General features: G+C 68.1%; 27 protein-coding genes. 11 read left to right on the top strand and 16 right to left on the bottom strand.

Going from position 1 to position 26,112, the window contains the following annotated elements; all coding sequences use genetic code 11:
• The first annotated feature begins 512 nt into the window (after nucleotides 1–512).
• Together ACFWPH_RS26145 and ACFWPH_RS26140 are read left to right on the top strand one after the other, a co-directional pair.
• Complete coding sequence (locus ACFWPH_RS26145; protein ID WP_378754808.1) at nucleotides 513–935, top strand: PucR family transcriptional regulator; 423 nt, start codon at nucleotides 513–515, stop codon at nucleotides 933–935.
• 78 nt (nucleotides 936–1,013) lie between these two features.
• Nucleotides 1,014–2,012, top strand: a complete 999-nt coding sequence (locus ACFWPH_RS26140; protein WP_378754748.1) for a MaoC family dehydratase N-terminal domain-containing protein — start codon at nucleotides 1,014–1,016, stop codon at nucleotides 2,010–2,012.
• Nucleotides 2,013–2,048: 36 nt separating this feature from the next.
• Here ACFWPH_RS26140 and ACFWPH_RS26135 read toward each other — a convergent pair whose 3' ends face one another.
• Nucleotides 2,049–2,693 (bottom strand): TetR/AcrR family transcriptional regulator, encoded by a 645-nt coding sequence (locus tag ACFWPH_RS26135; protein ID WP_378754747.1) that lies wholly within the window; start codon nucleotides 2,691–2,693, stop codon nucleotides 2,049–2,051.
• A gap of 338 nt (nucleotides 2,694–3,031) precedes the next feature.
• On the opposite strand from ACFWPH_RS26135, the gene ACFWPH_RS26130 reads away from it, so the two are divergent.
• Nucleotides 3,032–4,219 carry an oxygenase MpaB family protein gene (locus ACFWPH_RS26130; RefSeq protein ID WP_378754746.1) on the top strand — a complete coding sequence of 396 codons (1,188 nt, stop codon included), beginning with the start codon at nucleotides 3,032–3,034 and terminating at the stop codon, nucleotides 4,217–4,219.
• Nucleotides 4,220–4,473: 254 nt separating this feature from the next.
• The gene (locus ACFWPH_RS26125) at nucleotides 4,474–5,259 is read left to right on the top strand and encodes a hypothetical protein (protein WP_378754745.1); all 786 of its coding nucleotides are present in this window, start codon (nucleotides 4,474–4,476) and stop codon (nucleotides 5,257–5,259) included.
• A gap of 369 nt (nucleotides 5,260–5,628) precedes the next feature.
• Here ACFWPH_RS26125 and ACFWPH_RS26120 read toward each other — a convergent pair whose 3' ends face one another.
• The 4 genes from ACFWPH_RS26120 to ACFWPH_RS26105 form a co-directional block, all read right to left on the bottom strand.
• Complete coding sequence (locus ACFWPH_RS26120) at nucleotides 5,629–6,267, bottom strand: TetR/AcrR family transcriptional regulator (RefSeq protein WP_378754744.1); 639 nt, start codon at nucleotides 6,265–6,267, stop codon at nucleotides 5,629–5,631.
• A 4-nt stretch (nucleotides 6,268–6,271) separates the two neighbouring features.
• The gene (locus tag ACFWPH_RS26115; RefSeq protein ID WP_378754743.1) at nucleotides 6,272–7,789 is read right to left on the bottom strand and encodes a flavin-containing monooxygenase; all 1,518 of its coding nucleotides are present in this window, start codon (nucleotides 7,787–7,789) and stop codon (nucleotides 6,272–6,274) included.
• Between the two features lie 227 nt (nucleotides 7,790–8,016).
• Entirely contained in the window at nucleotides 8,017–8,268 is a 252-nt protein-coding gene (locus ACFWPH_RS26110) for a 2Fe-2S iron-sulfur cluster-binding protein (protein ID WP_378754807.1), read from the bottom strand.
• 41 nt (nucleotides 8,269–8,309) lie between these two features.
• A complete protein-coding gene (locus ACFWPH_RS26105; RefSeq protein ID WP_378754742.1) occupies nucleotides 8,310–9,695 on the bottom strand; it encodes an oxygenase MpaB family protein in 1,386 nt (461 codons plus the stop codon).
• Between the two features lie 49 nt (nucleotides 9,696–9,744).
• Here ACFWPH_RS26105 and ACFWPH_RS26100 point away from each other — a divergent pair, with 49 nt between their 5' ends.
• The 3 genes from ACFWPH_RS26100 to ACFWPH_RS26090 all read left to right on the top strand — a co-directional run bounded on the left by ACFWPH_RS26100 (nucleotide 9,745) and on the right by ACFWPH_RS26090 (nucleotide 12,437).
• Nucleotides 9,745–10,365 carry a TetR/AcrR family transcriptional regulator gene (locus ACFWPH_RS26100; protein ID WP_378754741.1) on the top strand — a complete coding sequence of 207 codons (621 nt, stop codon included), beginning with the start codon at nucleotides 9,745–9,747 and terminating at the stop codon, nucleotides 10,363–10,365.
• A 238-nt stretch (nucleotides 10,366–10,603) separates the two neighbouring features.
• Nucleotides 10,604–11,311: an SDR family oxidoreductase gene (locus ACFWPH_RS26095; protein ID WP_378754740.1), complete on the top strand. Its 708-nt coding sequence runs from the start codon at nucleotides 10,604–10,606 to the stop codon at nucleotides 11,309–11,311.
• A 169-nt stretch (nucleotides 11,312–11,480) separates the two neighbouring features.
• Nucleotides 11,481–12,437 (top strand): ADP-ribosylglycohydrolase family protein, encoded by a 957-nt coding sequence (locus ACFWPH_RS26090; RefSeq protein ID WP_378754739.1) that lies wholly within the window; start codon nucleotides 11,481–11,483, stop codon nucleotides 12,435–12,437.
• 392 nt (nucleotides 12,438–12,829) lie between these two features.
• Here ACFWPH_RS26090 and ACFWPH_RS26085 read toward each other — a convergent pair whose 3' ends face one another.
• The 5 genes from ACFWPH_RS26085 to ACFWPH_RS26065 form a co-directional block, all read right to left on the bottom strand.
• Nucleotides 12,830–13,594: a crotonase/enoyl-CoA hydratase family protein gene (locus tag ACFWPH_RS26085; RefSeq protein WP_378754738.1), complete on the bottom strand. Its 765-nt coding sequence runs from the start codon at nucleotides 13,592–13,594 to the stop codon at nucleotides 12,830–12,832.
• Nucleotides 13,595–13,697: 103 nt separating this feature from the next.
• Nucleotides 13,698–14,456, bottom strand: a complete 759-nt coding sequence (locus ACFWPH_RS26080; RefSeq protein WP_378754737.1) for an SDR family NAD(P)-dependent oxidoreductase — start codon at nucleotides 14,454–14,456, stop codon at nucleotides 13,698–13,700.
• Between the two features lie 6 nt (nucleotides 14,457–14,462).
• Entirely contained in the window at nucleotides 14,463–15,293 is an 831-nt protein-coding gene (locus ACFWPH_RS26075; protein ID WP_378754736.1) for a mycofactocin-coupled SDR family oxidoreductase, read from the bottom strand.
• Between the two features lie 19 nt (nucleotides 15,294–15,312).
• Entirely contained in the window at nucleotides 15,313–16,194 is an 882-nt protein-coding gene (locus ACFWPH_RS26070; protein WP_378754735.1) for a DUF6282 family protein, read from the bottom strand.
• Entirely contained in the window at nucleotides 16,191–16,964 is a 774-nt protein-coding gene (locus ACFWPH_RS26065) for an SDR family NAD(P)-dependent oxidoreductase (protein ID WP_378754734.1), read from the bottom strand. The genes ACFWPH_RS26070 and ACFWPH_RS26065 overlap by 4 nt, the downstream gene beginning before the upstream one ends.
• A 138-nt stretch (nucleotides 16,965–17,102) precedes the next feature.
• On the opposite strand from ACFWPH_RS26065, the gene ACFWPH_RS26060 reads away from it, so the two are divergent.
• Nucleotides 17,103–18,335, top strand: a complete 1,233-nt coding sequence (locus tag ACFWPH_RS26060; protein ID WP_378754733.1) for a cytochrome P450 — start codon at nucleotides 17,103–17,105, stop codon at nucleotides 18,333–18,335.
• Between the two features lie 67 nt (nucleotides 18,336–18,402).
• Here the strand turns inward: ACFWPH_RS26060 and ACFWPH_RS26055 are convergent, their stop codons facing one another.
• The 4 genes from ACFWPH_RS26055 to ACFWPH_RS26040 form a co-directional block, all read right to left on the bottom strand.
• On the bottom strand, nucleotides 18,403–18,603 hold the full coding sequence (locus ACFWPH_RS26055) for a ferredoxin (protein WP_378754732.1): 201 nt from the start codon (nucleotides 18,601–18,603) through the stop codon (nucleotides 18,403–18,405).
• A gap of 126 nt (nucleotides 18,604–18,729) precedes the next feature.
• Nucleotides 18,730–20,166 carry an MFS transporter gene (locus tag ACFWPH_RS26050; protein ID WP_378754731.1) on the bottom strand — a complete coding sequence of 479 codons (1,437 nt, stop codon included), beginning with the start codon at nucleotides 20,164–20,166 and terminating at the stop codon, nucleotides 18,730–18,732.
• Nucleotides 20,166–21,197: an LLM class flavin-dependent oxidoreductase gene (locus ACFWPH_RS26045; protein WP_378754730.1), complete on the bottom strand. Its 1,032-nt coding sequence runs from the start codon at nucleotides 21,195–21,197 to the stop codon at nucleotides 20,166–20,168. The genes ACFWPH_RS26050 and ACFWPH_RS26045 overlap by 1 nt, the downstream gene beginning before the upstream one ends.
• A gap of 240 nt (nucleotides 21,198–21,437) precedes the next feature.
• A complete protein-coding gene (locus ACFWPH_RS26040; RefSeq protein ID WP_378754729.1) occupies nucleotides 21,438–21,908 on the bottom strand; it encodes a nuclear transport factor 2 family protein in 471 nt (156 codons plus the stop codon).
• 130 nt (nucleotides 21,909–22,038) lie between these two features.
• Here ACFWPH_RS26040 and ACFWPH_RS26035 point away from each other — a divergent pair, with 130 nt between their 5' ends.
• The 3 genes from ACFWPH_RS26035 to ACFWPH_RS26025 are packed head-to-tail and all read left to right on the top strand — an operon-like array spanning nucleotide 22,039 to nucleotide 24,387.
• A complete protein-coding gene (locus ACFWPH_RS26035; protein ID WP_378754728.1) occupies nucleotides 22,039–22,770 on the top strand; it encodes a FadR/GntR family transcriptional regulator in 732 nt (243 codons plus the stop codon).
• Between the two features lies 1 nt (nucleotide 22,771).
• Entirely contained in the window at nucleotides 22,772–23,194 is a 423-nt protein-coding gene (locus tag ACFWPH_RS26030; RefSeq protein ID WP_378754727.1) for a Zn-ribbon domain-containing OB-fold protein, read from the top strand.
• Nucleotides 23,195–23,199: 5 nt separating this feature from the next.
• Nucleotides 23,200–24,387, top strand: a complete 1,188-nt coding sequence (locus ACFWPH_RS26025; protein WP_378754726.1) for a hypothetical protein — start codon at nucleotides 23,200–23,202, stop codon at nucleotides 24,385–24,387.
• 7 nt (nucleotides 24,388–24,394) lie between these two features.
• Here the strand turns inward: ACFWPH_RS26025 and ACFWPH_RS26020 are convergent, their stop codons facing one another.
• Both ACFWPH_RS26020 and ACFWPH_RS26015 read right to left on the bottom strand, forming a co-directional pair.
• Nucleotides 24,395–25,171: an SDR family NAD(P)-dependent oxidoreductase gene (locus ACFWPH_RS26020; protein WP_378754725.1), complete on the bottom strand. Its 777-nt coding sequence runs from the start codon at nucleotides 25,169–25,171 to the stop codon at nucleotides 24,395–24,397.
• Nucleotides 25,164–26,108 (bottom strand): zinc-binding dehydrogenase, encoded by a 945-nt coding sequence (locus ACFWPH_RS26015; RefSeq protein WP_378754724.1) that lies wholly within the window; start codon nucleotides 26,106–26,108, stop codon nucleotides 25,164–25,166. Before ACFWPH_RS26015 ends, ACFWPH_RS26020 begins: the two co-directional genes overlap by 8 nt.
• Nucleotides 26,109–26,112: the final 4 nt, after the last annotated feature.

Genomic DNA, 26,112 nt, shown 5'->3' with positions numbered 1-26,112 from the left:
TCCGCGGCGCCCTCGAAGTGACCGTGCAGGAATTACATGCCGGCGGCCTGCCCGCCGGGCAGCTCGCGGTGTACAGCCGGCGCCTTGGCCGGGTATGCGAGTTCGTCCTCGCCACTGCGAGCACCGCCTACGACAGCGCCGCGCGCACCGCCGGAAAGAACGTCGTCCCGCTGCGCGGTGGCACTCCGCGGCCTGCTCCCAGCGGCACCGGCGAGCAGGCTGCCGTCGTGGCCCTCGAATTCGAGGAGATCAGCACGGCCGAACCGCCGCCGAACCGGCGCGTGCGGGCCGACCGTATCGAATCGTGCCTGACCGGTGACGCCGATATCAGCGTGCTGTCGCTGATCACCGAACACGGCGGCACCCTGTCCGTACCCGCGGAAGGCGATACCGATGGCCGGGTGGCCCGGATCGCCGCCCGGTTGCACGGGATCCTCCGCACCCAGGTCACCGCCACCGTCCTGTTCTGCCCACCGGACCGGGTCCAGGACTCCGTCGATACCGCGCACGAAATGCTGGACGTGGTGCGCCGGCTCGGCTACCCCCATGGGGTGTACCGGTTCGACCGGATCGCCCTCGAATACCAGGTCACCCGGCCCGGTCCCGCACGGGAGAGCCTCAGCCGGATCGCCTCGTCGCTCGACGGGCATCGCGACCTGGTCGATGCGCTGCTCGTCTACATCCGCTGCGACGGCAGCCGCAAGAGCACGGCCCGGCTGCTCCATGTCCACCCGAATACGGTGGACTACCGGTTCCGCCGCATCCACCAGGTCACCGGTTACGACCCGGCGACGGTATCCGGACTGTCGAAACTGCAGGCGGCGATGGTGGTCGGCGCGTTCGAAGGCAAGGGCTACCCGGGCCCGGCGGCACCGAAGCCGATCGCGCGATCCACGGTCGCGGCCGGCGCGGCACCTGTGGGGAAAGCCGTCTGAGAACGTTGCCGCGGCCACCCGGACATCGTCCACCCGTTCCCACACGGCAGCCGCCCGCGGACGCACCGAGGAGACACGATGCAGATCGTCAACGGCGTACCGAAATCCGCGCGGATCACCGTTTCACCGGCACTGAACCGAGAGTCCGCGGCCGCACAGCTCACCGGCCGCGGCCCGATCCCCTGCCCCGGTCCCTATATCGTGACGCCGGAACGTATTCGGCTGTTCGCCGAGCTCACCCACAACGACCACCCTATCCATCACCACGATTCGGTCGCCCGTGACTACGGCTACCCGGCGCTGGTCGCACCACCTACCTTCGCCGCAGTCGTGATGGTCAAGGCCCAATACGATGCCGTCCGGATCCTCGCGCCGGGCGTCGCGCCCACCGCGCTGTTGCACACCCGGCAGACGCTGGACATCCGGCGCCTGCTGATCGCCGGGGATATCGTCACCACCGATATCCGGATCAGGTCGATCCGGACAACGGGCGAATACGCCGGCGTCGAAGCGCAACTGGTGTTCACCGACCAGCACGGCGAGATCGTGCAATCGAGTTCCAGCTCGCTGTACGTCTGCGCGCCCGCCGTTTCGGCGCACCCGGTGGCCCGGCCGTACCCCCTCGGCGGGGTAGTCGACAGGGCCCGGACCCTGACCGGCAACAGGCAAACCCTCAGGTCCGCGGCGACTTCCCCGGGGCTACCGCTACCGCGGCGCATCTTTCCTGTCGACAGCGCCGATATGGACACCTACGACGCGCTCGGCACTCCCGATCACTACCGCACGGCGGCCGGTCCGGAAGCGCACGGCAGGCCACCTTCCGGGATGATGCGTCTCGCCCTGACGGCCGGCTATCTCTCGTCCTGTCTGGGCGACCCCGCCGCAGTCGCCCGTTACGACGCCGAATTCACCCACTTCGGCGGGCAGCGCGGCCGGGCGGGCCGGCCGGTGGAGATCGCCGGCCGGATGGTCTCGGTCGACGGAACCGGCGCGGGCATCGTCGAGCTCGACGGCCGATGCCTGGACCGCAAACTCTTCATCCACGCACACGCGGTCCTGCGCCCACCCGCACGCTGAAACGACGATCACCTGTCCGCCGGGCCGCGGGCCGGATCAGCGGGTACGCGACCGGCCGGCCGCGGGCGATTCCCGCACCACACCCGGCCCGGCCGTAGCGCCGTGCCGGACCAGCGGTACAACCGCCATCCGGACGAAGGCCGCGGCCTGCTCCTCGTCGCGGAAATCGACACCACCCAGCGGGGTGAGCAGCAGCGAATGCGCCAGCCGGGCCAGCAGTTCGGCCACCGGCCGTGGGTCGTAGTCGTCGATGGTGCCCGCGGCCTGCCCGTGCTCCAGCATCGTCACGATATAGCCTATCGCCGAACTCACCATCTCTTCACCGCGCACCGTGTAGAACTCGATCGCTTCCTCCGGGGAGACCTCGATGAGCTGGGTCAGCAGCGGGTGGGTACGGGCCTGCCGTAGGACGAACAGCGCCGTCCGCGCGATCTGATCGTCGACATCGGTGCCCTCGGCAGAGATCCGGCCGACCTCGGCGAGCATCCGCTCGATCTCGCGCATGATGACCGCTTCGATGAGATTGTCCTTACCGGCGAACCGGCGGTAGATGGTGACCCTGTTGAGGCCCGAACGGCGCGCGATATCGTCGAGGCTGGCGCGCCGGATGCCCACCTGCAGCAACCGCACCAGCGCAGCATCCATGATCTTCTCGTCGACCGCGTCGCCCTGCCTCACCATGATTTTCAATGTACCAATGCAGGCATACCAATAGTCGATACAATCCATCGCTCCCGGGTACACCGTTGCGCAGTCGATACGAAGTACCCGGAGAATCGTGGGGCGTATCACCTCCCGGTTTGTGTTCTGCCACAAGCCGTCAGGAGGCACCGCATGAACTCCGAGTAAAAAGAGCGCGTCTGTCGGCACCGACAGCGCGCCGGCTACATCCACTCGCGGCCCGGCCTCGAAACGGTCCGGTGTCATATGACAAACACATTGACACCGTGCAACGGTCTTCGTATGTTCGTTTCACCTCGGTATATGGGCACAGCAGGCCGTTCGGAGGAACCGTATTCATGACCCGGACCGTTCCCACCCGCCATCCCGGTACACCCCGCGGTGTTCCCGGCCTCCGCCCGTTCGCGCTGGCGCTCGGCATCCGCAGGCCCGATACCGCCCGGTGGCGCGCCCTGGGCGAATCCCTGCTCGTGGCCGACCCGGCCATGGACGAGCTCGCCGCCTGGATGTGCGAGGCCGGTACCGCCACTACCCGGCCACTGTTCGATCAGGCACTCGCCACCGGAATCGATTCCGTTCCGGACGCACCCGAGCCGCTGGTCGCTTTCTTCCGCCGCATGGAAACACCGCCGGAATGGGTGGACCCGGATATGCTGCGACGCGGGGCGCAGATCTATCGCATGGGTGGCGCGGACGGCCTCTACCTCGCCCGCGACGTCTCCTTCCTCGGCGGCTACCTGGCCTCCGGCTTCAACCGGACGCTGTTGCGCACCGGAGCACTGGAGAAGGGCCCGGCCGCCCGGTTCGCCGAAACGCTGCGCTGGGCCATGGATGTATCCGGCGAGGACGCGATGGCTCGTTTCGGGCCCGGGTACCGATCCACGCTGCGGGTCCGCCTCATCCACTCGCTGGTCCGCCGACATCTACTGGACCGGCCTGATTGGCGCACCGAGGACTGGGGCCTGCCGATCAACCAGACAGATATGGCCGCCACCCTGGTCGGCGCGCTACTGGCCCCGTTCGTCGGCGGTATGGCCATGGGTATGCTGCCCAGCCGCGCCGACCTCGACGCGGCCGCACACCTCACCCGCTACGTCGGATGGCTGATCGGCGTCGAGGAGCGCTGGCTGCCCACCGGTTTCCGCGACGGTGTCCGAATCCTCTATCACTGCCTCACCGCGATCATGAACCCCGATGAGACCAGCCGGCGTCTCGCCGTTCCCCTCGCCCGGGATCCGCTCGGCTGGTCGTATCCGAATATGGCCCGGCTGCGCGGCCAGTTCGCGCGCGCCCAGCATCTGTCCCTCGCCACCGCGTTCCTCGGCCCGCGATCCGTGCACCGGCTGGGCCTGTGGCCGTTCATGCCGCCGTGGTACCCGCTTCTGCGTTTACCGGTGAACCTGATGCGCAGTGCCGCGGCCCGGTTCGCCCCCGGAGGGCGGGCCCGTGCCGCCGCCCGGGGTCGCCGGCAGCAGCAACGATTCCTCGAACTCTTGACCGGCCCCTCCGCCACGCATCAATTGTGAATTCGCCGAAAGAACGAGCACGAAATTCATATTATCGTCGACACTGACACCGCCACACGAGATAGTCGACGCAGGCCGGAGAGTGTTTCGGCTAAAACAATTCAGGGCCTCTATTGTGTAGCGGCCCAGGCAATTCGGCGAGTTGGATGTCGAAAGGCCGGGAATCGACATATCGAATTACTCCGGACATACACTGCAGAGACCGATCGGTAATCGAGCTCGAAATTCCCGTACCCCAACAGCAAGGATTTGTGATGCCGATAACCTCCCGCAGGCTCGCCACGTTCGCCGTCGCGGTGGCGGCCGCCGGCCTGGTGTCGCCCCTGGCATCGGCGCAGCCGGGCGTGGCCACCACCCCGGCGCCCACGCCGACCACCGAGGCGCCGGCCGAACCCGTACCGAGCACCGGAAACGAGGAAACGACAGCACCGGCCGAACCCGCGCCGCCTACGGAGGAAGAGGGCACGCCGAGCACCGAACCGGCGCCGCCGATCGACAGTGAGGAGACACCCCCGCCTGCGGAACCCGCTCCGCCCGTAGAAGAAACGCCCGCACCGCCCGCGGACGACGAGACGAAACCACCCGCGGCTGAGCCGAGTGCTCCAGCTACCGAGCCCGCGCCGCCGGCCCCGGACGAGGGCACTCCACCGGCTCTTATGCCCGAGGCTCCGCCGCTGGAGACGCTGATGGGCCGGGTGGCCTGCATGTTCGAGGACGCTTCGGTAGAGGTCCTGCCCAGCGCGGACGAGGCCCGGACAGTCGCCCGGACCAAGGGCCAGGCGATTCTCGCCTGCGCCACCCACCCGATCGACGAGCCGCCGGCCGAACAGCCGCCCGCCGAGGAACCGCCCGCCCCGCAGGAACCCACCGAGGAACCGCCCGCCGCCGAGCTGCCGACGGAGGAACCGCCCGCCGCCGAGCTGCCGACGGAGGAACCGCCCGCCGCCGAGCTGCCGACGGAGGAACCGCCCGCCGCGGAATTGCCCTCGGAAGAACCGCCTGCCCCCGCGCAGCCCACCGAGGAACAGCCCACCGGGTAGATCCGACCGCGATCGAGCACCGGCACGAGTCCGCCGGGTGCGCCGGCACCCCGACTGCGCGCCACGACTCGTGACCGGCCGGGACCGGTCGTCGAAACCCCTACTGCCGAGCACATCAGTCGGCAGTAGGGGTTTCGCAGTCGCGCACCGCCGCGGCTGGCCGGCATCACATCACACACTCGTCGCGACCCGCGGGCCTCATGGGCCCCGTCGCGCTCGGTACCCGAGGACAGAACTGACGGACGAGGAATGTGATGGTGCGAGCGACGTCTTCCGGGGTGGTGACGCGGTGGCCGGTTCGCACCAGCCCTGTGCCGCACAAGGAATCGGGGCACCGAGTACCCCCGGCGTCCCGCGCGACTGAACCGTCTATCCCGCCGCGACCGCCATTACCGCCTTGCCCAGCGCGGTCGCGATACTCGCCGGGGCGACCGGCGGGTCCAGCGCGGAATAGAGCTCGGCGGTGCGCTCGACCATGGCGACGATGATCAATGCCGAGGCCCGGTCTGCCGGCAACGAAGCAACGACACGGACTTTCCGCAGACTGTCGGCGACACGATCGGACAGCCGTGCCGTCCGCTCGGCGTGATATCGCGCCACCCCACGGTCGTAGGCCGCCACCTCTGCGAGCGCACCGAGGATATGTCCACGGTTGCGGCGGTATTCGAGCAGCGCCGCCAGCGCATCGGTCAGCGCGGCGAGGTCATCTGCCCGCCACTGCGCCCACCAGCATTCCTCGGGCGCGAACCCGTCCTCGGTATCTGCGTCCACCAGCCGGATGAGCAGACAGTTCTTCTGCGGGAAGTAGCGATACACCGTCGACCGGGCGAGCCCGGCCGCCGCGGCGATACGCTGCATGGACAGCGCGGTATAGGGAAGACCGGTGGCCAGCAGGCCCTCCACGGCATCCAGGATCCGCTGCGCGACGGCGCTGTCGGAGGTCTGGTGCGGCACCGGATCTGCCCTCGGCCGAGAGTCGGTATCGGCCGGTGCCCCACGCGTGTCCATGCTGTCAGGCTCGCCGGTCACGAGCGGATTCGGCCGGCCGCGGGACCGTCCGGTAGTTGTCTGTATCGAAGCGCCGGGTCCTGCGCCGGTATCCCAGCATCGAGCCCGGCCAGTTGTTCGTATTCACCGGCCCCGACGCGGTATCGGCCACATACCAGCTGTGACAGCCACCGGTATTCCATACGGTGCCGGCCAGCCGCTGCCGGGTTTCGCTGTCGAATCGCTCGAGCACGTCCGGCCGGAGGTCCAGATACCGTACCCGGGAGATCTCCCCGACGGCGCCGACAATGTATTTCATCTGGCTCTCCAACATATGGACGATGGATCCGGAGCCGACATTCGTATTGGGCCCGTACATGAGGAAGAAATTGGGGAATCCGGGCACGGTGAGCCCCAGATAGGCGCGCGCACCAGATTTCCAGACGGTGTCCAGATTCTGTCCGGCGAGTCCCGTCACCCGCATCGGCGCCACGAAATCGTGTGAGCGGAAACCAGTCGCATAGATGAGGGCATCCACATCGAACTGCTGTCCGTCCTCGGTCGTTATTCCGGTGGGCCGCACCGTTGCGATCGGATTCGTCACCACCCGCGCCGTGTCCCGGTCCAGTGCCGCGTAGTAATCGTTCGAGGTGAGAATGCGGTTACAGCCCAATTCGTATCCGGGCAGCAGGGCGCGGCGCAGCTCGGGGTCGGTGATCCGCCGGAGATTCCACCGGCACCACAACCGGATAGGCGCGGCGAGGAGGCGCCGGCCGCGCCGGGAGATCAGCATCGGATTGAGAATTCCCTCGAACCAGCAGAACACTGCCAACCGCGGAATTTTCTGCAGCAGCGGCAGCCACCTGTTCGCCCGGCGGCGCAGGGGTCCGTATTCACCATCGGGTTTGGGGCTGATCCAATGGGGTTGCCGCTGGAAAACGGTGACGCTGTGCGCCTTCTCCACCAGGTGTGGAACGAACTGTATCGCGCTGGCGCCGTTACCGATCACCGCGATATCGCGGCCGGCCGGGTCGAAGTCGTGATCCCAGCACGCGGAGTGGAATGCCGTCCCGGCGAAATCCGCCGTACCGGGTAGCAAGGGATATGCGGGCCGGCTCAACTGTCCGCACGCCGAAATCAGTACATCGGCGTGGGCGGTCTCGCCCGTGGACAATGTGAGCTCCCACCGATACCGGTGTTCGTCGAATACCGCCGCCACGACCTCGGTGCCGGTGCGCACATGCTCGGTGATCCCGTATTCGGCCGCGCACCGGCGCAGATAATCCAATATTTCCGGCTGTGGCGCGAAGCGGCGCGACCACGCGGGGTTCGGTGCGAACGAATACGAGTACAGATGCGACGGTGCATCGCAGGCCGCGCCCGGATAGGTGTTGTCACGCCAGACTCCACCGATATCGCCGGCCCGTTCGTACACGGTCACCGCGGTGAATCCGGCGCGTACGAGGCTTATCGCCACGCCTATTCCACTGAATCCACTGCCGATGACGGCGATGGCCGGATGGTTCGGGTCTTCGATGCTCACTACCGCTCCTGTCGGCGCTGAAACGGCTCCGCTTGTTCGCCCGCAATGGCAGGAGAAGGATTTTCCGGTGGCACCGGAATTCGGAAACCGAGAGGGAAAACGGGCCCGCGCGCACCAACCTAACTCAGCGGTACAGCCGCCGGAACGGACCACTGACAGATTGGTGACTTTCTCCAATCGCCCCCACCGAAAGGTTCACCGGCGGTGCGATATCGGCCCACGGACTACTAGAGGTCCAGTACCAGCCGTGTGACGGTACCTGCAGTCGTCACGCACAGACGTACCGGTTCGGTCGCCGGCCGGTTGCCGCGTGCCACGGGCGTGGTTTCGATAGCGAGCGGCCGATGCTCGCATGCCCCGCACACTCCGGCACGGCACATCGAGGGGACCGCGAATCCGTTGCGCTCCAGAGCTTCGAGCACGGTCGATGTAGGCGGCACCACGAGTTCGACACCGGACCGGCGCAATTCGACGACCACTGCCCGTGGCGGCTCGGGACGGCCGCGACGTCGCTTCCACTTCACTGCCGGATGCGGCGTAATTGCCCGTCCGCAGATCCATCGTGGTGATCGTAGGGCGTATCACGGATCCCGGCCCGCACCGCGGCGGCCCGCGCGATCCGCGACTGCCACCGCCACATCGGATCGTCCCGGCGTGCTCGACGAGCACGCCGGCCGTGCGCGCCCGGTAGCCGATCGCCCAGCGCTCGCGCCCGGACCTCCACGGTCGACACCAGGCCGGTCGCCGCCTTCCACGGTTGTAACGGCACGTTTCGCAGCGGGGTTTCCGCCAGCAGTTCCCGGACCAGCACGTCGCTGCTGTAGTAGGCCATCATTCCCGCGATCGGCGAGGCGGCGGACACCTTTGCCCGCGCCACGGCTCCGTCTCCGGCGAATCCCCTGGTTGCCGCGCCGGCCATCCGGGCCGTCCAGGCCGGCGCCGTTCCCGCGGTGGCGACCATATAGTCGACCAGTTGCATCCCGTCCACGGCTGTCGCCGGGATCAGTTCCGGGGCGACACCGAACACATGGGCGATACCCGCCCAGTAGTGCATCACATCGTCCAGTTGTTCCGTGCCGGCGCGCCGGCCGTGCACATGGTCGAAGCACAGCGGTGTCAGCCCGAAGGTCACCGCGGCACCCATCATCGTGGAATTGGAGATCGGGTTGCCGTGCCGCGCGAAATGATCGGCCCCCCAGGCTTTCTTCAGTCCGGCCCGCACCTGTGCGTGCATGAGCCGTACGCGCACCGTGTCCTGGAACGTTCGCGACCAGCGATCCAGCGCGCCCGCCACGGTCATACTGCGAAACCAGTTCGCGGTCTCCAAGTTCCGTCGATAGGGGTCGTTGACGTAACGACCCGTCGCACCGGTCGCCGACGCGACCTCGGCGCCCACGAAGGTGCCCATGAAGTCCTGGATCAGCATGGCCGTCTTCCCCGATATCGAGGCGTTGAGCCACAGCCGGCGACCCCGTTCCCAGCGCTGTGGGTCGAACCAGCCGGGTGGATTGTCGAGGTGGGCGAACAGCGCGACGAGTTCGGCGGGTGGATCGCCGACGGTATCGATACCGTGTGCGAGCGCCTGGTCGAGCATCTGCCGCCCCACCGCGGTGCCCACCCGGGCGAAGGCAGCCACGACGCCGTCCATCAGTTCGTCGCCCTGCCAGAGATGGTCGGCCATCATCCGGGCCTGCGCCGTCTCCACCGGGACTCGCCGCACATCGATCCACGGCGACAGCATCTGTTTCCGGGATTCGAACCACAGCCCGGACGGCGAGATCCGGGGTGGCGGCGGTCGCAACGGCATACCCGGGCGGTAGTAGTAGTCGAACCGGTGGCGTGTCCCGTTGTCGACGGGATCGGATTCCCGGCCCGGAGGGCTCGTGGTCGGCTCCTGTGGCAGCATGAGCGGATGCTGACACGAATAAATACTCGCGTTCAATTCGCATTCTGATATGCCGCCCGTATCCCGCGCCAGTCTCCGCCGGACCCCGCGGCAACAGCGTTCACGGGAGATGGTGGAGCGCATCGTCGACGCCGGGCAGGCCGTGCTCATCGCGCACGGCTATGAGGGAGCGTCGACAAACCGGATAGCGGCGGCCGCCGGAATCAGTCCGGGGTCGCTGTACCAGTATTTTCCGAACAAGGACGCGGTGATCGGCGCCGCGATCGACCGCTTCAACAGCGAGGTCTCCGGCCGGGTCCGCGCACAGGTGCTGCAGAGCATGACCGAACCGCCGGAGATCGCGCTACGACAGTCCGTTTCGGCGCTGCTGGATGCTCTGGGTGACAAACCAGAACTGCTGCGCGCCGTGGTCGAGCAGACGCCGAGGCTCAGTGTCGAGCATACCGTCGTCACCTTCGAGGACCAGATCGCCGAACTCACCCGCGCAGCGCTGACACTGCGCGGGTACCGGCCGCCGCAGGATACGAACATTGCGGCCGCCGCCTGGATGCTCGTCCGCACCGTGGAGCATCTGACCGTGCGCTACATCCTCGACCGGCCCGATATTCCGCGCGACGCTTTCCTCACCAACCTCACCCGAATGGTCCTCAACTACTTCCGCGGTCCTTGAATCCCGGCGCCGGGAAGAGGAAAGCCGAGTAGTACGCGAATACCGTCGCCACCCTCCGCCCGTCGCCGCCGGTCGACCCAGGCCACCCCCCGGTCAGGCTGAGTGGGGAGATACATACGCGAACTCCCGCTCGCGAAATACCCTAGATGTGGACCTCCCGGCCGCTTCAGAATTGCATTCTCACTTTCAGGAAGGATATTCTCACTCGACGATCAAGGGGTGCGCCGAGGGAGTGGACATGGCAGAGACCGCAGTGATCACCGGGGCGGCGGGCGGAATCGGCGAGCACACCGCCCGCCGGCTGGCCGCCGACGGCGTCCACTGTGTGCTGGTGGATCGTGACCCGCTCGTCCGGCAGATCGCCACGGAACTCGGTGGCGAGGCGATCGTCGGCGATCTCACCGATCCCGCCATCTCCGCCGCCGCCGTGGCCGCCGCCGGTGAGCGGCTCGATCTGCTCGTCCTCAACGCCGGAACGAATTCGGTGGACAAGGATCCGGCGGACCTCGATCTGGACCGCTATCACGCGGTCGTGGGCGTAAACCAGCATGCCGTCGTGTGGGGACTGCGCGCCGCGCTGCCGGTGATGCGCCGGCAAGGCGGCGGGTCCATCGTCGTCACCGCCTCGTACGCGGCGATCAAAGGCGTACCCCAGGACCCGATCTACACCATGACCAAACATGCGGTCATCGGCCTGGTGCGTGCACTGCACGGATCCCTTGCACGCGAGGGTATCCGGCTGAGCGCAGTATGCCCCGGCCTCGTGGACACTCCGCTCACGGCGGGTGGACCGGAACGCTTCCGCGCGGCCGGGGTTCCCATGCTGGAGGCGGACGAGGTGGCCGCCGCGGTGGAGCAGTTGCTCCGCGACGGGGAACCGGGCACCGAACTGGTCGTCGGTCCCGGTAAGCCGGCTGTCCGATATACCGCGGCACCACTGCCCTGATTCGCGGGGTCCGCGCATATCGTCGATCCGCGCAAACTGCCGGTCGGCGCGGAAGAGCGGGGCGGTGTGAGTCGCCGGTCGAGACGAATCAGCAAGCCGACATCGCCGGGGCCGGACAAGCGCGGCGTTCATTGCCGCCACGCAGCCGGCGTGGCTACGATCGGGCGCGATGTCTGTCGACTTGATGCTCGATTCACTGGACGGCCTGTCCGTGGGGGATGCGCTGGGACAACAATTCCCGGTGATGCGCCGTTCACTCGCCGATCTCCGGACCGGAAACCTCACCGCGGGGCCGTGGGGGTGGACCGACGATACCGAAATGGCCTGCAGCGTGGTCGCCGAACTGGGCACCCACGGTGCCATCGACCCGGATCGGCTCGCCGCCGCCTTCGCCCGGCGCTGCGATCCGGCCCGCGACTACGGCTTCTACTCGGTGGGCATCCTGCGCCGGATCCGCGAGGGGGCGCCGTGGCCGGAGGCGTCCGGATCCGTGTACGAAGGTCAGGGGTCCTGCGGTAACGGCGCCGCCATGCGCGTGGCACCGCTGGGCGCGTTCTACGCCGGGGATCCGGACCGGATCGTGGCCGAAGCAACCCGCTCGGCACAGGTGACACATATGCATCCGGAGGGAGTGGCCGGCGCGGTCGCGGTGGCGCTGGCGGCAGGTGAGGGCGCCCGGGCCCGGTCGACCGCGGTTCGTCCCGCCCCGGGCGAGTTCCTCACCGCGGTCCTCGGCCACCTCGCCGAGGGGGAAACGACCCGGTCGATCGGCCGGGCGCGCACGCTGCTCGGCGCGTCCGTGGAGCGGGCCGCGGCGGAGCTGGGCAACGGTTCCCGCGTCACCGCGCAGAACACGGTGCCGTTCACAATGTGGGCCGCGGCAACCTATCTCGACAACTATCCCGCCGCGATCACGGCCTGCATCGAGGCCGACGGCGATATCGACACGACCAGCGCCATCGTCGGCGGAATCGTCGCCGCATACACCGGCAAGGACTCCCCCGCCGGTGTGCCCGCGGCCTGGCTCGCCGCGCGCGAACCCCTGCCCCGCTGGCTGGACCCGGCGAACCTCACATACGGGCGCCCCAAGTCCCGGTTCGGCCGCTGGCTCACCGGAACCCGTTAGCGTCGACCGGCAGCCGTCCGTCGCCTGGTCCCCTACCGATCTGCGGCGACCGGCGGCTCCGCCCGGGGGTGAACAGTTGTCGCTGCCCGAGGTGTGGCTGCTCGGCCCGAACAGGAGGACAGCCATGACGGCGATCGGGATCGGCGCGGTACAGGTGCGGGCCCTCTCACAAGGACCGGATCCGGGCCTGCCACGACGGCAGGCCACGCAATCGCCGAGGGATCACCGATGGTCAGGACGACAACGGATGCCGGCGGTACCGATACCTCCAGCCGGGCCGACTGTCCCCTCGGTACCCGTGCGTCCGGCCATCGCGAACATCGGTGCCGGCGAGCCATTGCGTCGGTGATCCCTGATGGTCCACCGAACCAGGCGACCCGGTTGCCCGGGGCCTACTCCCCGCGCCAGCGCGGCGGTCGCTTCTCCGCGAAGGCCCGGGCACCTTCCTGCGCATCGGCGGAGGCGAATACCGGGCCGGTGATCGCCCGTTGCCGTTCGAACATCTCGTCCTGCGACCAGTCCACGCTCTCGCGAATCACCTTCTTGGACGCCCGCACGGCGAGCGGACCGTTGGCCGCGATGGACCGGGCCAGATCGAGTGCCACGTCCAGTGCCTGCCCCTCGTCGGCGAGACGATTCACCAGCCCCAGCGCAAAGGCGCGTTCGGCGTCGAACAGATCGCCCGTGAGTGCCAGCTCGAGCGCCACGGCGGGCGGAATCCGGCGCGGCAGCCGCATCAGCCCGCCCGCCGCGGCCGCCAGCCCGCGTTTGACCTCGGGGATACCGAATTTCGCGGTTCGCGAAGCCACTACCAGATCCGCGGCCAGGACGGCTTCGCAGCCGCCCGCCAGCGCGTATCCCTCGACCGCGGCGATCAGCGGTTTCTCCGGCGGTGCCTCCACCAGGCCGAGGAACCCACGCCCGGGGATCACGGGGGATTCGCCGCGCAGGAACGCCTTCAGGTCCATCCCGGCGCAGAATGTGCCGCCGGCTCCGGTGAGTACGCCGACCGTGAGGTCCGGGCTGCTGTCGAGTTCGGTCATCGCCGCGGCGACCGCCTCGGATACCGCGAGGTTCACCGCATTACGCGCCGCGGGACGGTTGAGCGTGATGACGAGAACGCCGTCCTGCGCGTCGACCAGTACTTCCTCGCTCATTGCGGCTCCCTGCCGGATCGGTTGGTGATCACCGGGCCGTCGACCACGCTGTCTCCTCGGACGTCCATATCCGCCTTCTTCGATCGAGTAGTTCCGTTCCGGGTCATCGGGCGGTGAGCCCACCGTCGGCGGTGACGACCGAACCGGTGAGATAGGACGACTCCGCGGATAGCAGGAAGGCGATCACGGCCGCCATCTCGTCCGGTTCGGCCCGGCGGCCGAGCGGGGTGGCCGCGACCGCATTGCTCGTCACGCCCTCCACCTCGCGGGCTCGGCGGGCGAGCGGCGTGTCCACCACACCCGGGCACAGGCAGTTCGCCCGGATACCGCGGTCGGCGTACCCGACGGCGATCGACCGCGTCAGCCCGAGCACACCGCTCTTCGACGCGTCGTAGCTGCAGGTGTTGGTATTCGCGGAGACCAGCGAGGCCACCGAACCGATGGTGACCACACTCGCGGCCTCCGCCTCGAGCAGATACGGTACCGCGGCGCGGATCGTGAGGAATGTGCCGGTGAGGTTGACCGTGATCACCGAATTCCAGTCCTCGAAGGACATTTCGTGCGGTAGGCCGGAGCGGGCGATACCCGCGCAGGTGAGCACGCCGTCCAGCCCGCCCAGGCCCCGGGCGGCTGCGGTCACCGCGGCGCCGACCGACTCTTCGCGCGTGACATCGCATTCGACTGCCGCGGCGTTGCCCAGTTCGGCGGCCAGGCGTTCGGCCGCGCCGGTGTCCAGGTCGAGGATCGCCACCGCGGCACCTTCGGCGGTCAGTCGCCGCGCGGCCGCGGCACCGATCCCGCCTGCTCCCCCGGTGATGAGGATCCGCCGGCCGGTCAATCGTTGTCCGTAGTCCACGGTCATCTCCGTTCAGCCGATCCGCCGGCCGGCATCGACCGGCAGGGATACGCCGGTCACGAACCGCGCTTCGTCGGATGCCAGGTACAGCACGGCGTTGCTGATGTCCTCGGGTTCGACCCAGCCCTGCCCCAGCACATCCGAACCGCGGGCGCGTTCACGCAGGTCCTCGGGGGTCGGGTTCTCCAGGTCCGGGCAGAACACGCGCAGGGTGGACTTGCTGAACAGCATGTCCGTCGCCACATTGCCCGGGTGAACGGCGTTGACCCGGATACCGTGGCGGCCCAGTTCTGCGGACAGGGTCTGCATCAATCCCACGACGCCGCTCTTGGAAGCGTTGTAGTGCGCTACATTCGCGGCGCCGACGAGGGTGACCACCGAACTGGTCAGAATCACCGAACCACCGCGGCCCGTCGTGATCATATGCGGGACAGCGGCTTTCACGGTGCGCCAGACACCGGTCATATTGATGTCGACCATATCCTGCCACTCGGTGTCGGTGAGGTCGAAGGTCGGGCGGCAACCGACCACACCGGCGTTGGCGCTCACGATATCGATACACCCCAGGCTGTCGACTGCCTCGGCGGCCACCTGATCGAGACCGGCCTGATCCCGCACATCGACCTGGCGGGCCAGCACCCGGCGGCCGAGATCGCGGACCAGTTTCTCGGTTTCGCGCAGATCCTCGATCGTGGCCATCGGGTATTCGAGCGACGGCACATCCGCGCAGGAGTCCACCGCGACGATATCTGCGCCTTCCTGCGCGAGCCGCACCGCATGCGAACGTCCCTGTCCGCGCGCCGCGCCCGTGATGAACGCGACCTTGCCGGATACTCGTCCCATTCCAAGAACCTCCATGGTTTCAGTCCAAACCCAGTAGTCGCGCCGGGACCGCGCCGGCCATCAGCCGGAGTTCGTTTTCGGCGACACCTTCGTCCCACAGCGCGTTTACGTAGCCGCGCAGGCCCGCCGCCGGATGCGGCAGGGTGTCGGTCCAGCCGTAATCGGTGGATACGATCGCGCGTTGCGGCCCGATCCGGCCGATGGCGGTGATCACCTGCTCGAACGTCGAGGGTTTCCCCATACAGGTGTGGGCGGCGAATTCGATCACGGCCCCCAGGTCGGCCAGCTCCACGACCTGGTCCACCGAAAGCCCCGGCCCGGCACTGGCATGCATTGCGTGGGTGACGACCAGGTTCCCGCGACCGGCGAACGCGCGGGCCACCGCATAATGCTCGTCGACGGTGATATGCCCGGTCGCCAGTACCGCGCCGCTCGCCGCGACGAGATCCATGATCTGGCGTACCTCCGGCACCAGCTCGCCGTCCGGGCCGAGGACCGCAATCCCTTCCCGCACACCGAACGCCGCCTCGACAGCCTGCGGAGTATTCGATACCGACGACAACGTCGGCAACCACACCACCTGCGCACCGGCCCGCAGCGCGGTGTCGACGGCCTGCGGGTTGAGCCCGCCGACCGGGTGATCGCAGCACATCCCGGCGATCGACAAGACGTCCGGCACCGCCTTGTTGGCCAGATCGGCGACCGCGGTGGACGGGAATTCGTGTGCTTTCAGCACGATTGCCCGCATACCACCGGCCCTGGCTTCGCCGGCGGCCTCGATCGGGTCGACGGCGTGCGGGTGTTTCGCGAGTTTTTCGACCAGCGGCTCCGGGCCGAAATGGCAGTGCATATCGATCGCCCCGTCCAGCAGGATCGGTGCGGTACCGGAGTTGCGCGTCATTCGGCGGTAACACCTCCGTCGGCGAGGATTGCCTGCCCGGTCACGTACGAGGCGTCCGGCGAGGCGAGGAACGCGACCACCGCGGCGATCTCGTCGGGTTCGCCGTATCGGCCGAGCGGCACGTTCAGCGGTTTCGACGGGTTGCGCACCGTGGCGGTGGTCGGCACGATCGCCGCGGTATTGGCGCCCAGGTTCGTTTTCACCGCGCCCGGGCATACGCTGTTGACCCGGATACCGTGCGGCGCGTACTCGATCGCGAGGGTCTGGGTGAGCATTTTGACCCCGCCCTTCGACGCACGGTACGGCGCGAGACCGCCCTGTGTGGCGATGAACGACGAGGTCGAGCCGCACGTCACGATCGATCCACCGCCGCGCCGCAGCATGGACGGCAGCGCCGCCTGGATCGTGAAGAAGGTGCCGCTCAGGTTGATATCGAGCACTCCGCGCCAGTCTTCTTCGGAGAGTTCGTGACTGTCGATCCGCGCGCCGGACACCCCGGCGCCGGTGAACACGACACCGATTTGCCCGAACTGCGCGACGATTTCGACCGTCACCGCACACATCCGTTCCCGGTCCCGCACATCGGCGCCGAACGCGGCGGCGCGCCCCCCGGCCTCCCGGATCGCCGCGGCGGTCTCCTCCGCGGCCGCCTGGTGCAGATCGACAACGGCGACCGCCGCGCCCTCGGCCGCCAGCCTCCGGGCGGAGGCCGCGCCGATGCCGGAACCTCCGCCGGTCACCACTGCCGTGTGGTCTTCGAGCCTGTGCACCTGCGGCCTCCTGCGGTCGATCACCCTTGTAATTACTCGAATCATGCATATCATTACGAGCAAATGTCAACCCGTGACGCACGCCATAGCCACCCCGTATTTCGCATTGGTAGTTGCGCTATTCGACAGGAGATGCCGATGACCCAGGTGAGCGACGATTCCGGTACGGCCCGCGACCTCGGCGGCTGCCCGGTCTTCCATACCGACTACCGCGTCGAACGGCCCGCGCTGGAAACCCAGCGGCTGCTCGACGCCGACCGGGAAGCCGCCCGGTTCGCCTGGAACGACTCCACCGAGGAGGGGTTCTGGGTACTGAACCGCTTCGACGATGTGCGCGAAGCCCTCCAGCGCGATACCGACTTCACCAACGACCAGGTCAGCGCCTTCCACCGCTCCCCGCCGCGACAGTTGCTGCCGCAGAACCTCAACCAGCCCGACCATGCCGAGCTGCGGCGGATCCTGAACCCGTTCTTCGCCCCCAAACTCGTCCGGCGCATCTCCGATCAGGCACAGGAGCGTGCCGTCGCGCTCGTCGACGAGATCGCGCCGCGGGGCGCCGAAGATATCGCGACCGGTTTCGGCATGGTCTATCCGACCGATTTGTTCCTGACCCTGCTCGGGCTGCCGGTCGAGGACAGCGCGAAGCTGCTGCCCTGGGTGGAAGGCCAGTTCCTCGGCTTCTTCAACAGCGATCCGGAGTCCAAACGGATCGCCGCACAGACGCGACAGGAACTCGACGCCTACTTCGCCGCCGCGATCGCCGAACGCCGCGCGGCCCCCGGTGATCCGGCCACCGACCTCGTGACCCGGCTGGTCACCGCGGAATACCAGGGCGCCCCGATCCCGGACGAAACGATCCTGGCCCTGTGCATGAGCATCATGGCGGCCGGGCTCGACACCACTCGCAGCGCGCTCGGCTACACATTCCTGCACATGGCCACCCACCCCGGGGACCGGCAGCGGCTGCTCGACGAACCCGAACTGTGGCCGAAGGCGATCGAGGAGATCCTGCGTCTCTACAGCCTGATCATCCAGGACGGCCGCGAGGCCGCCCGCGACCTGGACTTCCACGGACTGCCGATCCGCAAGGGCGATCTGGTGTGGCTCGGCCTGGCCGCGGCCAACCACGACCCCCGTATCTTCGAGGATCCGGACGTCTTCGACCCGGAGCGGCCCAATCTCGCACACCATCTCGGGTTCGGCGCCGGCCACCACCGCTGCCTCGGCATGCATCTGGCGCGCGCGGAACTGGTGGTCGCGCTCACCGAATGGCATCGCCGGATCCCGCACTACCGGCTCGCCGAGGGCGTCGACCTCCGCGAGCGCGGTAGCCAGCTGCGACTACAGCAGGTCCCGCTGGTCTGGGACTGACCCCGGGACCACAGCCCAGCGGCCCGGCATCCTCTCGCAGGATGCCGGGCCGCAGTTTTCGGTGGGGTTACGACTCGGCGACGGCGATGGCCGTCTCCGGACATGCCTGCGCCGCGGCCTCCGCCTCTGCGGTCAACTCGCCGGGGACTTTCCAGGTTCGCCCGCGTTCGACCACGAAACCTTCGTCGTCATCGGTCAGCAGCCGCTCCGCCACCGCATAACACCGGCCGTGCCCCATACACCGGCCCGCTTCGATTGATATGAACATCGACATCCTCACTCTTCCTCCGGATCTGTCCCGCGCCCATCCGGCCGGGCCGGGACAGTCGCGGCTTCGAAATACAAGGCGGACGGAAACACCCGCGCAACGCACCCGCGGCACCTGGTGCCGGACTCAGATCGTCTCTTCGGCAGCGGTTTTGGGAGCGCGGATGAGCGCCACGAGGAGCAGGCCGACCACCGAGACCCCCGCGCCGATCAGCCAGCCGAGCTGGAAGCTCTGCTCGGCCGGGACCTCGGTCTGGCCGATCCGGACCACCTCGGCCGTGAGCACGCCGCTGATCGCCGCACTGCCGATGGCACCGCCGAGCGGCGCGCTGATCTGGCCGATACTCGCCGCCGTGGCGACCTCGTCGGCGCGCAGGGCCGTGATGAAGGTCAGGTAGGCGCTGGCCGACGCCAGCCCGTAGGAGAGCCCGATGATGACCGGCCACACCCACAGCTGCCATGCCGAATCATGCACGAACGCAAGCAGCAGCATCCCGATCGTGCACCCGGTGAACGCCAGCAGGCACATCACCCGCGCCGGGACGAACCGGCTCAGCCGCCCGGCCGACGCGCTGCCCACCACGATGCCGACGCAGAACATCAGCATCAGCAGGCCACTGGTCAATGCGCTGTAACCGAAACCGAAACCGGCCGACGCCGGGGTTTCGGTGAATTTCGGCAGGGTGAAATTCATGATCCAGGCGAGCATTCCGGCCAGGAAGAACACCAGCCAGCCGCGCAGGAAGTTCATATTCCGCAGTGCGCGGGTATTCACGAGCGGAGCGGGAATCCGCGATTCGACGATCCACCAGACCGCCACCGCCACAATGCCGCACAGCAATGGGACGAGGACCGCCGGTGATGTCCAGCCCCAGTGCGAGCCCATGCTGAGCGGTACCAGGATCAGTGCGAGGGCCGCGGTCAGCAACAGCCCGCCGAACCAATCGACCTGCCCGCGGCCCGGTCCGTCCTGGCGCGGAATGGTGGCGAGCGCGCCGGCGATCCCGAGGGCGCCGAGCACGGCCAGCACCCAGAACACCACCCGCCAGTCGACCTGGACGGTATCGGTCAGCAGGCCGCCGACGGCGAACGAGAGCCCGGCCGCGACACCTTCCGCGGCCGCGATCCAGGACAGGACGACGCTCAGCGTCCGGCCGGACAGGTTGGTGCGGGCGATCGCCAGCGCGAGTGCGATCGCGCCGAGGGTGAACCCGCCGATGAACCTGCCGACCAGCAGCACGGTCATATTCGGTGCAACGGCGCCGAGAACGCTGCCCGCAGTCAGCAGGCTCATCGTCACCACCGTCGTCCGCCGCTGCCCGAACAGGGACGCGACCGGCGGGAGCAGAGCGGTGCCGATCGCCCCGCTGAGCGAACCGATGATGACGACCCAGTTGAGCAGGCCGCCGGTTGCCCCGAATTCCCCGATCGGGTTGAGCAACTTGAGGGGGATGGTCGTGACGAGCGTCGCCAGAATGACGCAGTAACCGATCATCACGACCAGGGCGCGTGGCATCACGGCGGGCATTTCGCTGTTGTGCGAATCTTCGACGGTTGTGGTCATCACGCCGCCTCTCCGGTGCGTTCCCGGGCCGACGGACGATATCCGAGCGTGACGAGTCGCGGCAGGACCTCGGATTCGAACAGGCGCAGACTGCGCCACCCCGCTTCCAGCGGCAGCCCACCCATCAGCGGCTGGAACACCAATTCCGCGTCCGGGCCCAGCTTCTCGCAGAGCGCCACGCATTCCTCAGGGGTGACGACGCGGATATTCGGGTCCGTCTGCAGATCGGCCAACCCCGCGGCGGGGCGGTAGGCCGTGGTGCCCACGCCGCGCTCCCGCGCCCAGTGCGCGTTGGCGTTGGTCGTGTAGAGCACATGTGGTGCGACGATTTCCCAGTCGCGGGCCGGATCGTCGGAGACGAACAGGAACAGCGGACCGCTCACCGGCCCGCGCGGGGGCACCGGTTTACCGAGACGCCTGCGCTCGGTGGCATAGATTTCGTACAGCCGGTCCTTTTCGGCACCGGCCGGGCGGTACCCGTCGCCGATCCGGGCCGCACGGAGCGCCGAGGCCTCGGCCGAACCACCGATATAGAGTTCCGGTCCCCCGGGACGCGCGGGCCGGGGCCGGACCTGCACCCGTTCACCACGGAATTCGAATTCCTCACCGGTCCACGCCCGGCGCAGCACCTCGACGGTTTCCTCGAGGATCTGCACGCGCCGGCGGCGGTCGACACCGAACATCCGGTATTCGCTGTCGCGGTAGCCGAGCCCGAGCGTCACCTCGAGCCGCCCGCCGCCGGCCAGGTCCAGCCCGGCGAGGTCTTCGGCCAGCCGCAGCGGGTGATGCAGCACCGCGACGAGCGCCGACAGGTGTACCCGCAGCCGTTGGGTCCGGCCGAGTATCGCCGAGCCGAGGATCATCGGCGCCGCACAGTAGCCGTCGTCGGCGCCGTGATGTTCGGCGAGGTACACCGTCTCGAATCCGAGGTCGTCCGCCCAGGCGGCATGTTCGAGCGCCGCGGTGTACTGCTCGGGACTGCCCACCCCGATATCGGGCGCCCGCATGTCATAGCGTAGGGCCAGCTTCACGTCGCACTCCGTTCGATCGCAGGGCGGCAAAGGTTTTCGCGATCACCGCCTCGGGGGCCGGTGATGAACCGGCCTGCACTCTTCCTCGCCCCCTCGGGTCCACCCAGACTCGGCAGATCCAGGAGAACCATAGCAACCATGCGCATGGTTATGAAGGAAATCGGCAAATCCCGGTCGCCCCGCCGCGCAACGAGCGATACCGACCCTTCCGACCCGCGTCATACCGACGACTTCGGCAGATCAGCGAACCGGGACACCCTCCGGCCATCCGCTCGCCAGGTCAGTACTCACCTCGACGACCACGCCCTTCTCCGCGAAGCACGGCCGGTCACCGCCGGTGTCCACAACATCGTCATAGCTACCCCAGCCGAGGACCGAACGCCCGGCCCCACTGCCGGTGAAGAAAAACTGGGATTGCACACGCACCCGGGAATCGCCGAGCCAGACGGTGCGCACATTGGCAATGAAATGGCGTTTCACCGAGGGGTCGGCGGCGAACGCCGATTCGAAGAAATTGCGGATCTCCTCGGCTCCACGGACGGTCCGCGACAGCGTGGTGAGCACGGCGTCGGACGCGAACAGCGCCGTCACGGTTTCGGGGTCCGGATCGTCGAGGGTTCGCGCATAGGCGTGCACGTGGTCGCGGGCATTCTCGATCGCCTGCAGTCTGCGCACATGGTCGCGCAATTCGGCAAGTTCACCGTCGCTCATGACCGCCTCCTCGTGATCACCCGGTCGCACTGGCTCGCCACGAACCTTCAGCACTAATCCCTGCACATGAATAGCATTGAATGTAGGGTGTGGGAACAACAAGCACAACAGCCACATCAGGGGAGAACAGATGACCGCTACCGAACGACCGAAGAAGACAGCGCTGCTCGTGGCACAGCGCATCGTCGATGACATCAACCGCCGGGGTAACCAGGTCGGGGATCGTCTACCTCCGGAGAAAGCCATGCTGGAGGCCTACGACGTCGGCCGCGGGACCCTGCGCGAATCACTGCGATTCCTCGAACTCCAGGGCGTCATCACACTCAAACCCGGCCCCAGCGGCGGCCCCATTCTGCAGCAGCCCGACAGCTCGGCACTGGCCACCTCGCTGAGCTTGCTGCTGCAGTTCCAGCAGGCCCCGTTCCAGACGGTGATCGAGACCCGCGCCGCACTCGAACCCCATATGGCCCGGCTCGCCGCCGAGCGCATGGACGAGACGGATATCGCGACGCTGTTCGAGATCGTCGAGCTCGAACAGGAGAACCTGAACGACCACACGGCATTCCTCAGCCAGACCCGGCGCTTCCACACCACCGTGGCCCAGGGATCCGGGAATCTCGTCTTCGCCTCGCTGTTCATCGCGCTGTTCGACATCCTCGACGGGGCCGCGGTCGGCGTCGAATATCCGGCCCGGCAGCGGAAACTGACCGTCGAGATCCACACGGCCATCGCCACCGCGATCTCCGAACGCGATCCCGGACGCGCCGAGGAACTGATGACCACACATATGCAGGCGCTGGCCGGCTACACCAAGAAGAACTACGCCGAGGCGCTGGCGGCGACCGTGACCTGGAAGATGTGAGATGACAACAGCAAGCACCCGCCCGGCGCCCTTCCCCGACGATGTGACCGAGGGCTTCTGGGACAGCCTCCGCGCACAGAGGCTCAGCATTCAGCGGTGCGCCCGGTGTTCGCGATTCAACCACGCCCCGAGCCTGACGTGTCCGGCCTGCGGTAGCGAGGCTCTCCGCTACGAGGCGGTCTCCGGCCGCGGAACAGTGCACAGCTACACCGTTCTGGAAGATCCGCCGGGCCCTGGTTTCGCGACGCTGGTGCCGCTGGTGGTGGTCGTCGTGGAACTGGTGGAACAGCCTGGGCTGCTCATGGTGGCCAACCTGCTCGGGACCGAACCGGCCGCGGTGCGGATCGGTGCCGAGGTCGAGGTGACGTTCGAAAAGATCTCCGAGGACTGCGTGCTACCGCAGTTCCGGCCGGCGGGAGCGTGAGGGATATGTGGGAACTGCGGGACAAGGTCGCTGTCGCGGGCGTCGGGTACAGCGAGCTCGGGCGGCGGTTGCCGCGCACCTTGGCGGCGCTCACGGTGGAGGCGTGTGATCGCGCGCTGGCCGATGCCGGCCTCGAGCGTTCGGATGTGGACGGTGTCGCGACCTCGCCCTCCATGCCGCGCTACGGCGGAACGAAAGGCACCGGCGAAGGTATCGACGTCGTCACGCCGTATCACCTGCCGCAACTGCTGGGGATCAGACCGCAGATCACCTGGACCGGATCCACCAACGGCATGGTGACACAGAGCCTGATGGATGCGGCGATGGCGATCCACTCCGGGGTGTGCACGCATGCGCTGGTCTACCGGTCGCTGCACGTGCCCAAGGGTAAGTATGTGAACTACGACAGCACGATCGCCGCCGGGCCGGATCAGTTCCAGGCGCCGTTCGGCTTCAGCAACCCGCCGGCCTGGGCGGCGACTGTGCTGCGCCGGTACCTCGACCTGAACGGATACACCCGGGCGGATCTGGCGCCGTTCCTGGTCACCAACCGGGACAACGCGCAGAAGAACCCCCATGCGTACTGGCGGGGTGCCACCCTGTCGGCCGCGGATTATCTGAACGCCCGGATGATCGCCGACCCGATGTCCATCCTGGACTGCGATATTCCCGTCGACGGCGCGGTGGCCCTCCTGCTCACCTCGACGGAACGCGCGCGGGATCTACGGCAGCCGCCGGCCCTGCTCACCGGGTTCGCCGCCGGTACTCACACCGCGCCGACGGGTGCGGTGATGACCCTCGAAGATCTTGTCGAGGGCTCCGAGCAGATCGCGCGGACGCTGTGGCGCACCAGCGGACTCGGGCCGTCCGATATCGACAATGCCCAGTTGTACGACGGTTTCAGCGTTTTCGTCTACACCTGGCTCGAGGGGATGGGTTTCGTCGGCCGCGGCGAGGCCGTGCCGTTCGCGCGGGACGGGCATACAGCCCTGACCGGGAAGCTGCCCGTCAATACCGGCGGTGGTGCGCTCGGCGAAGGCCGCCTGCACGGGATGACACACCTCGCCGAAGCGGTACTACAGGTGACCGGGCGGGGCGGGGAACGCCAAGTGCCGGACGCGTCGCGGGCGCTGGTCACGGTCTCGAACGGACTGGCCAAGTCGACCGCGTTCGTTTTCAGCCGGGACCGCTGAACTTCCCTCAGGGCCCGGCGAACCTCCCCTTCGCGAAGCTCGCCGGGCCCGGGGCGTGGGTGTATCCGGCGTCCGCGAACAGCTCCGTACCGGTGACGAATGCGGAGTCCGCGCCGGCCAGGAACGACACCGCCCCGGCCACATCCCCGGGCGCACCCGGGCGGCCGACGAGCGGACTGGGCGCCATCGCCTGCGTGGCCGCGGCGAGATCGGCGGGATCATCGGCGAGGACGGCGGCGGTCATCGGGGAGACGATCGCGCCCGGCACAACGCAATTGACCCGGATCCCATAATCGCGCACTTCGGCGGCGACCGCACGCACCAGCCCGGCGACACCGGCCTTGGTCGCGCTGTAGACATGCGGGCCCACACCGCCGACGACCCCGCCCGGGCTGGCGGTGACGATGATCGAACCGCGCCGGCGTGGCCGCATCACCCGGACCGCGTGCTTGAGGCACAGCAGGGTGCCGCGCAGGTTGACCGCGATCGTCCGGTCCGCTTCCACGGTATCGGTCTGCTCGATGGGCCCGAGCGCACCGAAGATCCCGGCGTTGGCAAAGAACACGTCCAGGGCCCCGGCCCCGTCCACCAGTGCCTCGATATCGGCTTCCCGGGTCACATCGGTGCGCACGAACTCACCGCCGAGCCGCCGCGCGAGCGCCCGGCCCGGTTCCTCCTGTACATCGGCGACCAGGACACGGAACCCGTCGGCGGCCAAGCGTTCGGCGCAGGCCGCGCCGATCCCGCTCGCACCGCCGGTGACGATCGCCACCGGCTCAGTCATAGACGGCCACCAGCCGGCCGTCGACCTCGCCGCGGCGCAGCCGTTCCAGGCCCGCGGGGATCTCGTCGAAGGTGATCGGCACAACCTGGGGTTTCAGCTCCCCCGCGGCGACCAGGTCGTAGACGGCCGCGATATCGGCCACCGAACCGCCGCGCGACCCGATGAGCGTGATCTGCTTGAAAATCAAGGTGCCGGTGGATATCTCCGCGGTCAGTTCGCCCATACCGACCTGCACGACGGTGCCGAACTCACGTACGGTCTCGATGGCGGCGGCCGTGGTGGTGCCGAACCCGGCGAAATCGACGATCAGATCGAGGTTCTCCCCGGCGAACTCGGTGATATCACCGGATACCGCCTGCGCACCGAGCTCTATCGCCAGCGGCCACAAGGATTGCTTTTTCTCCGCGACGAATACGGTGGCCCCTTTCACCGCCGCGACCCGGGCCGCCACCTGGCCGAGCCCGCCGAGGCCGATGATCCCGACCTTATCGCCCGCCCGCACACCGCCCCGGCGCACCAGGGCATGGTAGGCCGCGCAGCCGGCGTCGGTGCCGAGTGCGGCCTGTTCGAACCCGACTCCCTCGGGTATCCGCACCAGGTCTTCGGGTAGCGCTGTGCATTGGAAGGAGTAGCCGCCGTCGCGTCCCTGTCCGGGCCGGGTCCGCCCGGCCGCAAATACGCCCACCCGGTCACCGGGCTCGTACCCCTCGGCCCCTGCACCGACCTCGGTGATCACCCCGGCAACCTCGTGCCCGAGTGTCAGCGGGAAGGGTCCGATCCGCTCCGTCCACTTCGGCTCGTGCAGGATCCCGACATCGGTATGACAGAGCCCGGCCGCCTTGATCTCGATCAGTACCTCCCCCGCCGCCGGCCGCGGCTCCGGTACCTCCCGGAGCGCGAGCGGAGTTCCCGCGCGTTCGAACTGCCAAGCCCTCATACCC

It is taken from the genome of Nocardia sp. NPDC058499 (assembly GCF_042719915.1).
Lineage (GTDB): Bacteria > Actinomycetota > Actinomycetes > Mycobacteriales > Mycobacteriaceae > Nocardia.
Note: the sequence above shows the minus strand (reverse complement) of the source record. Positions and strands in the feature narration are given on the sequence as shown.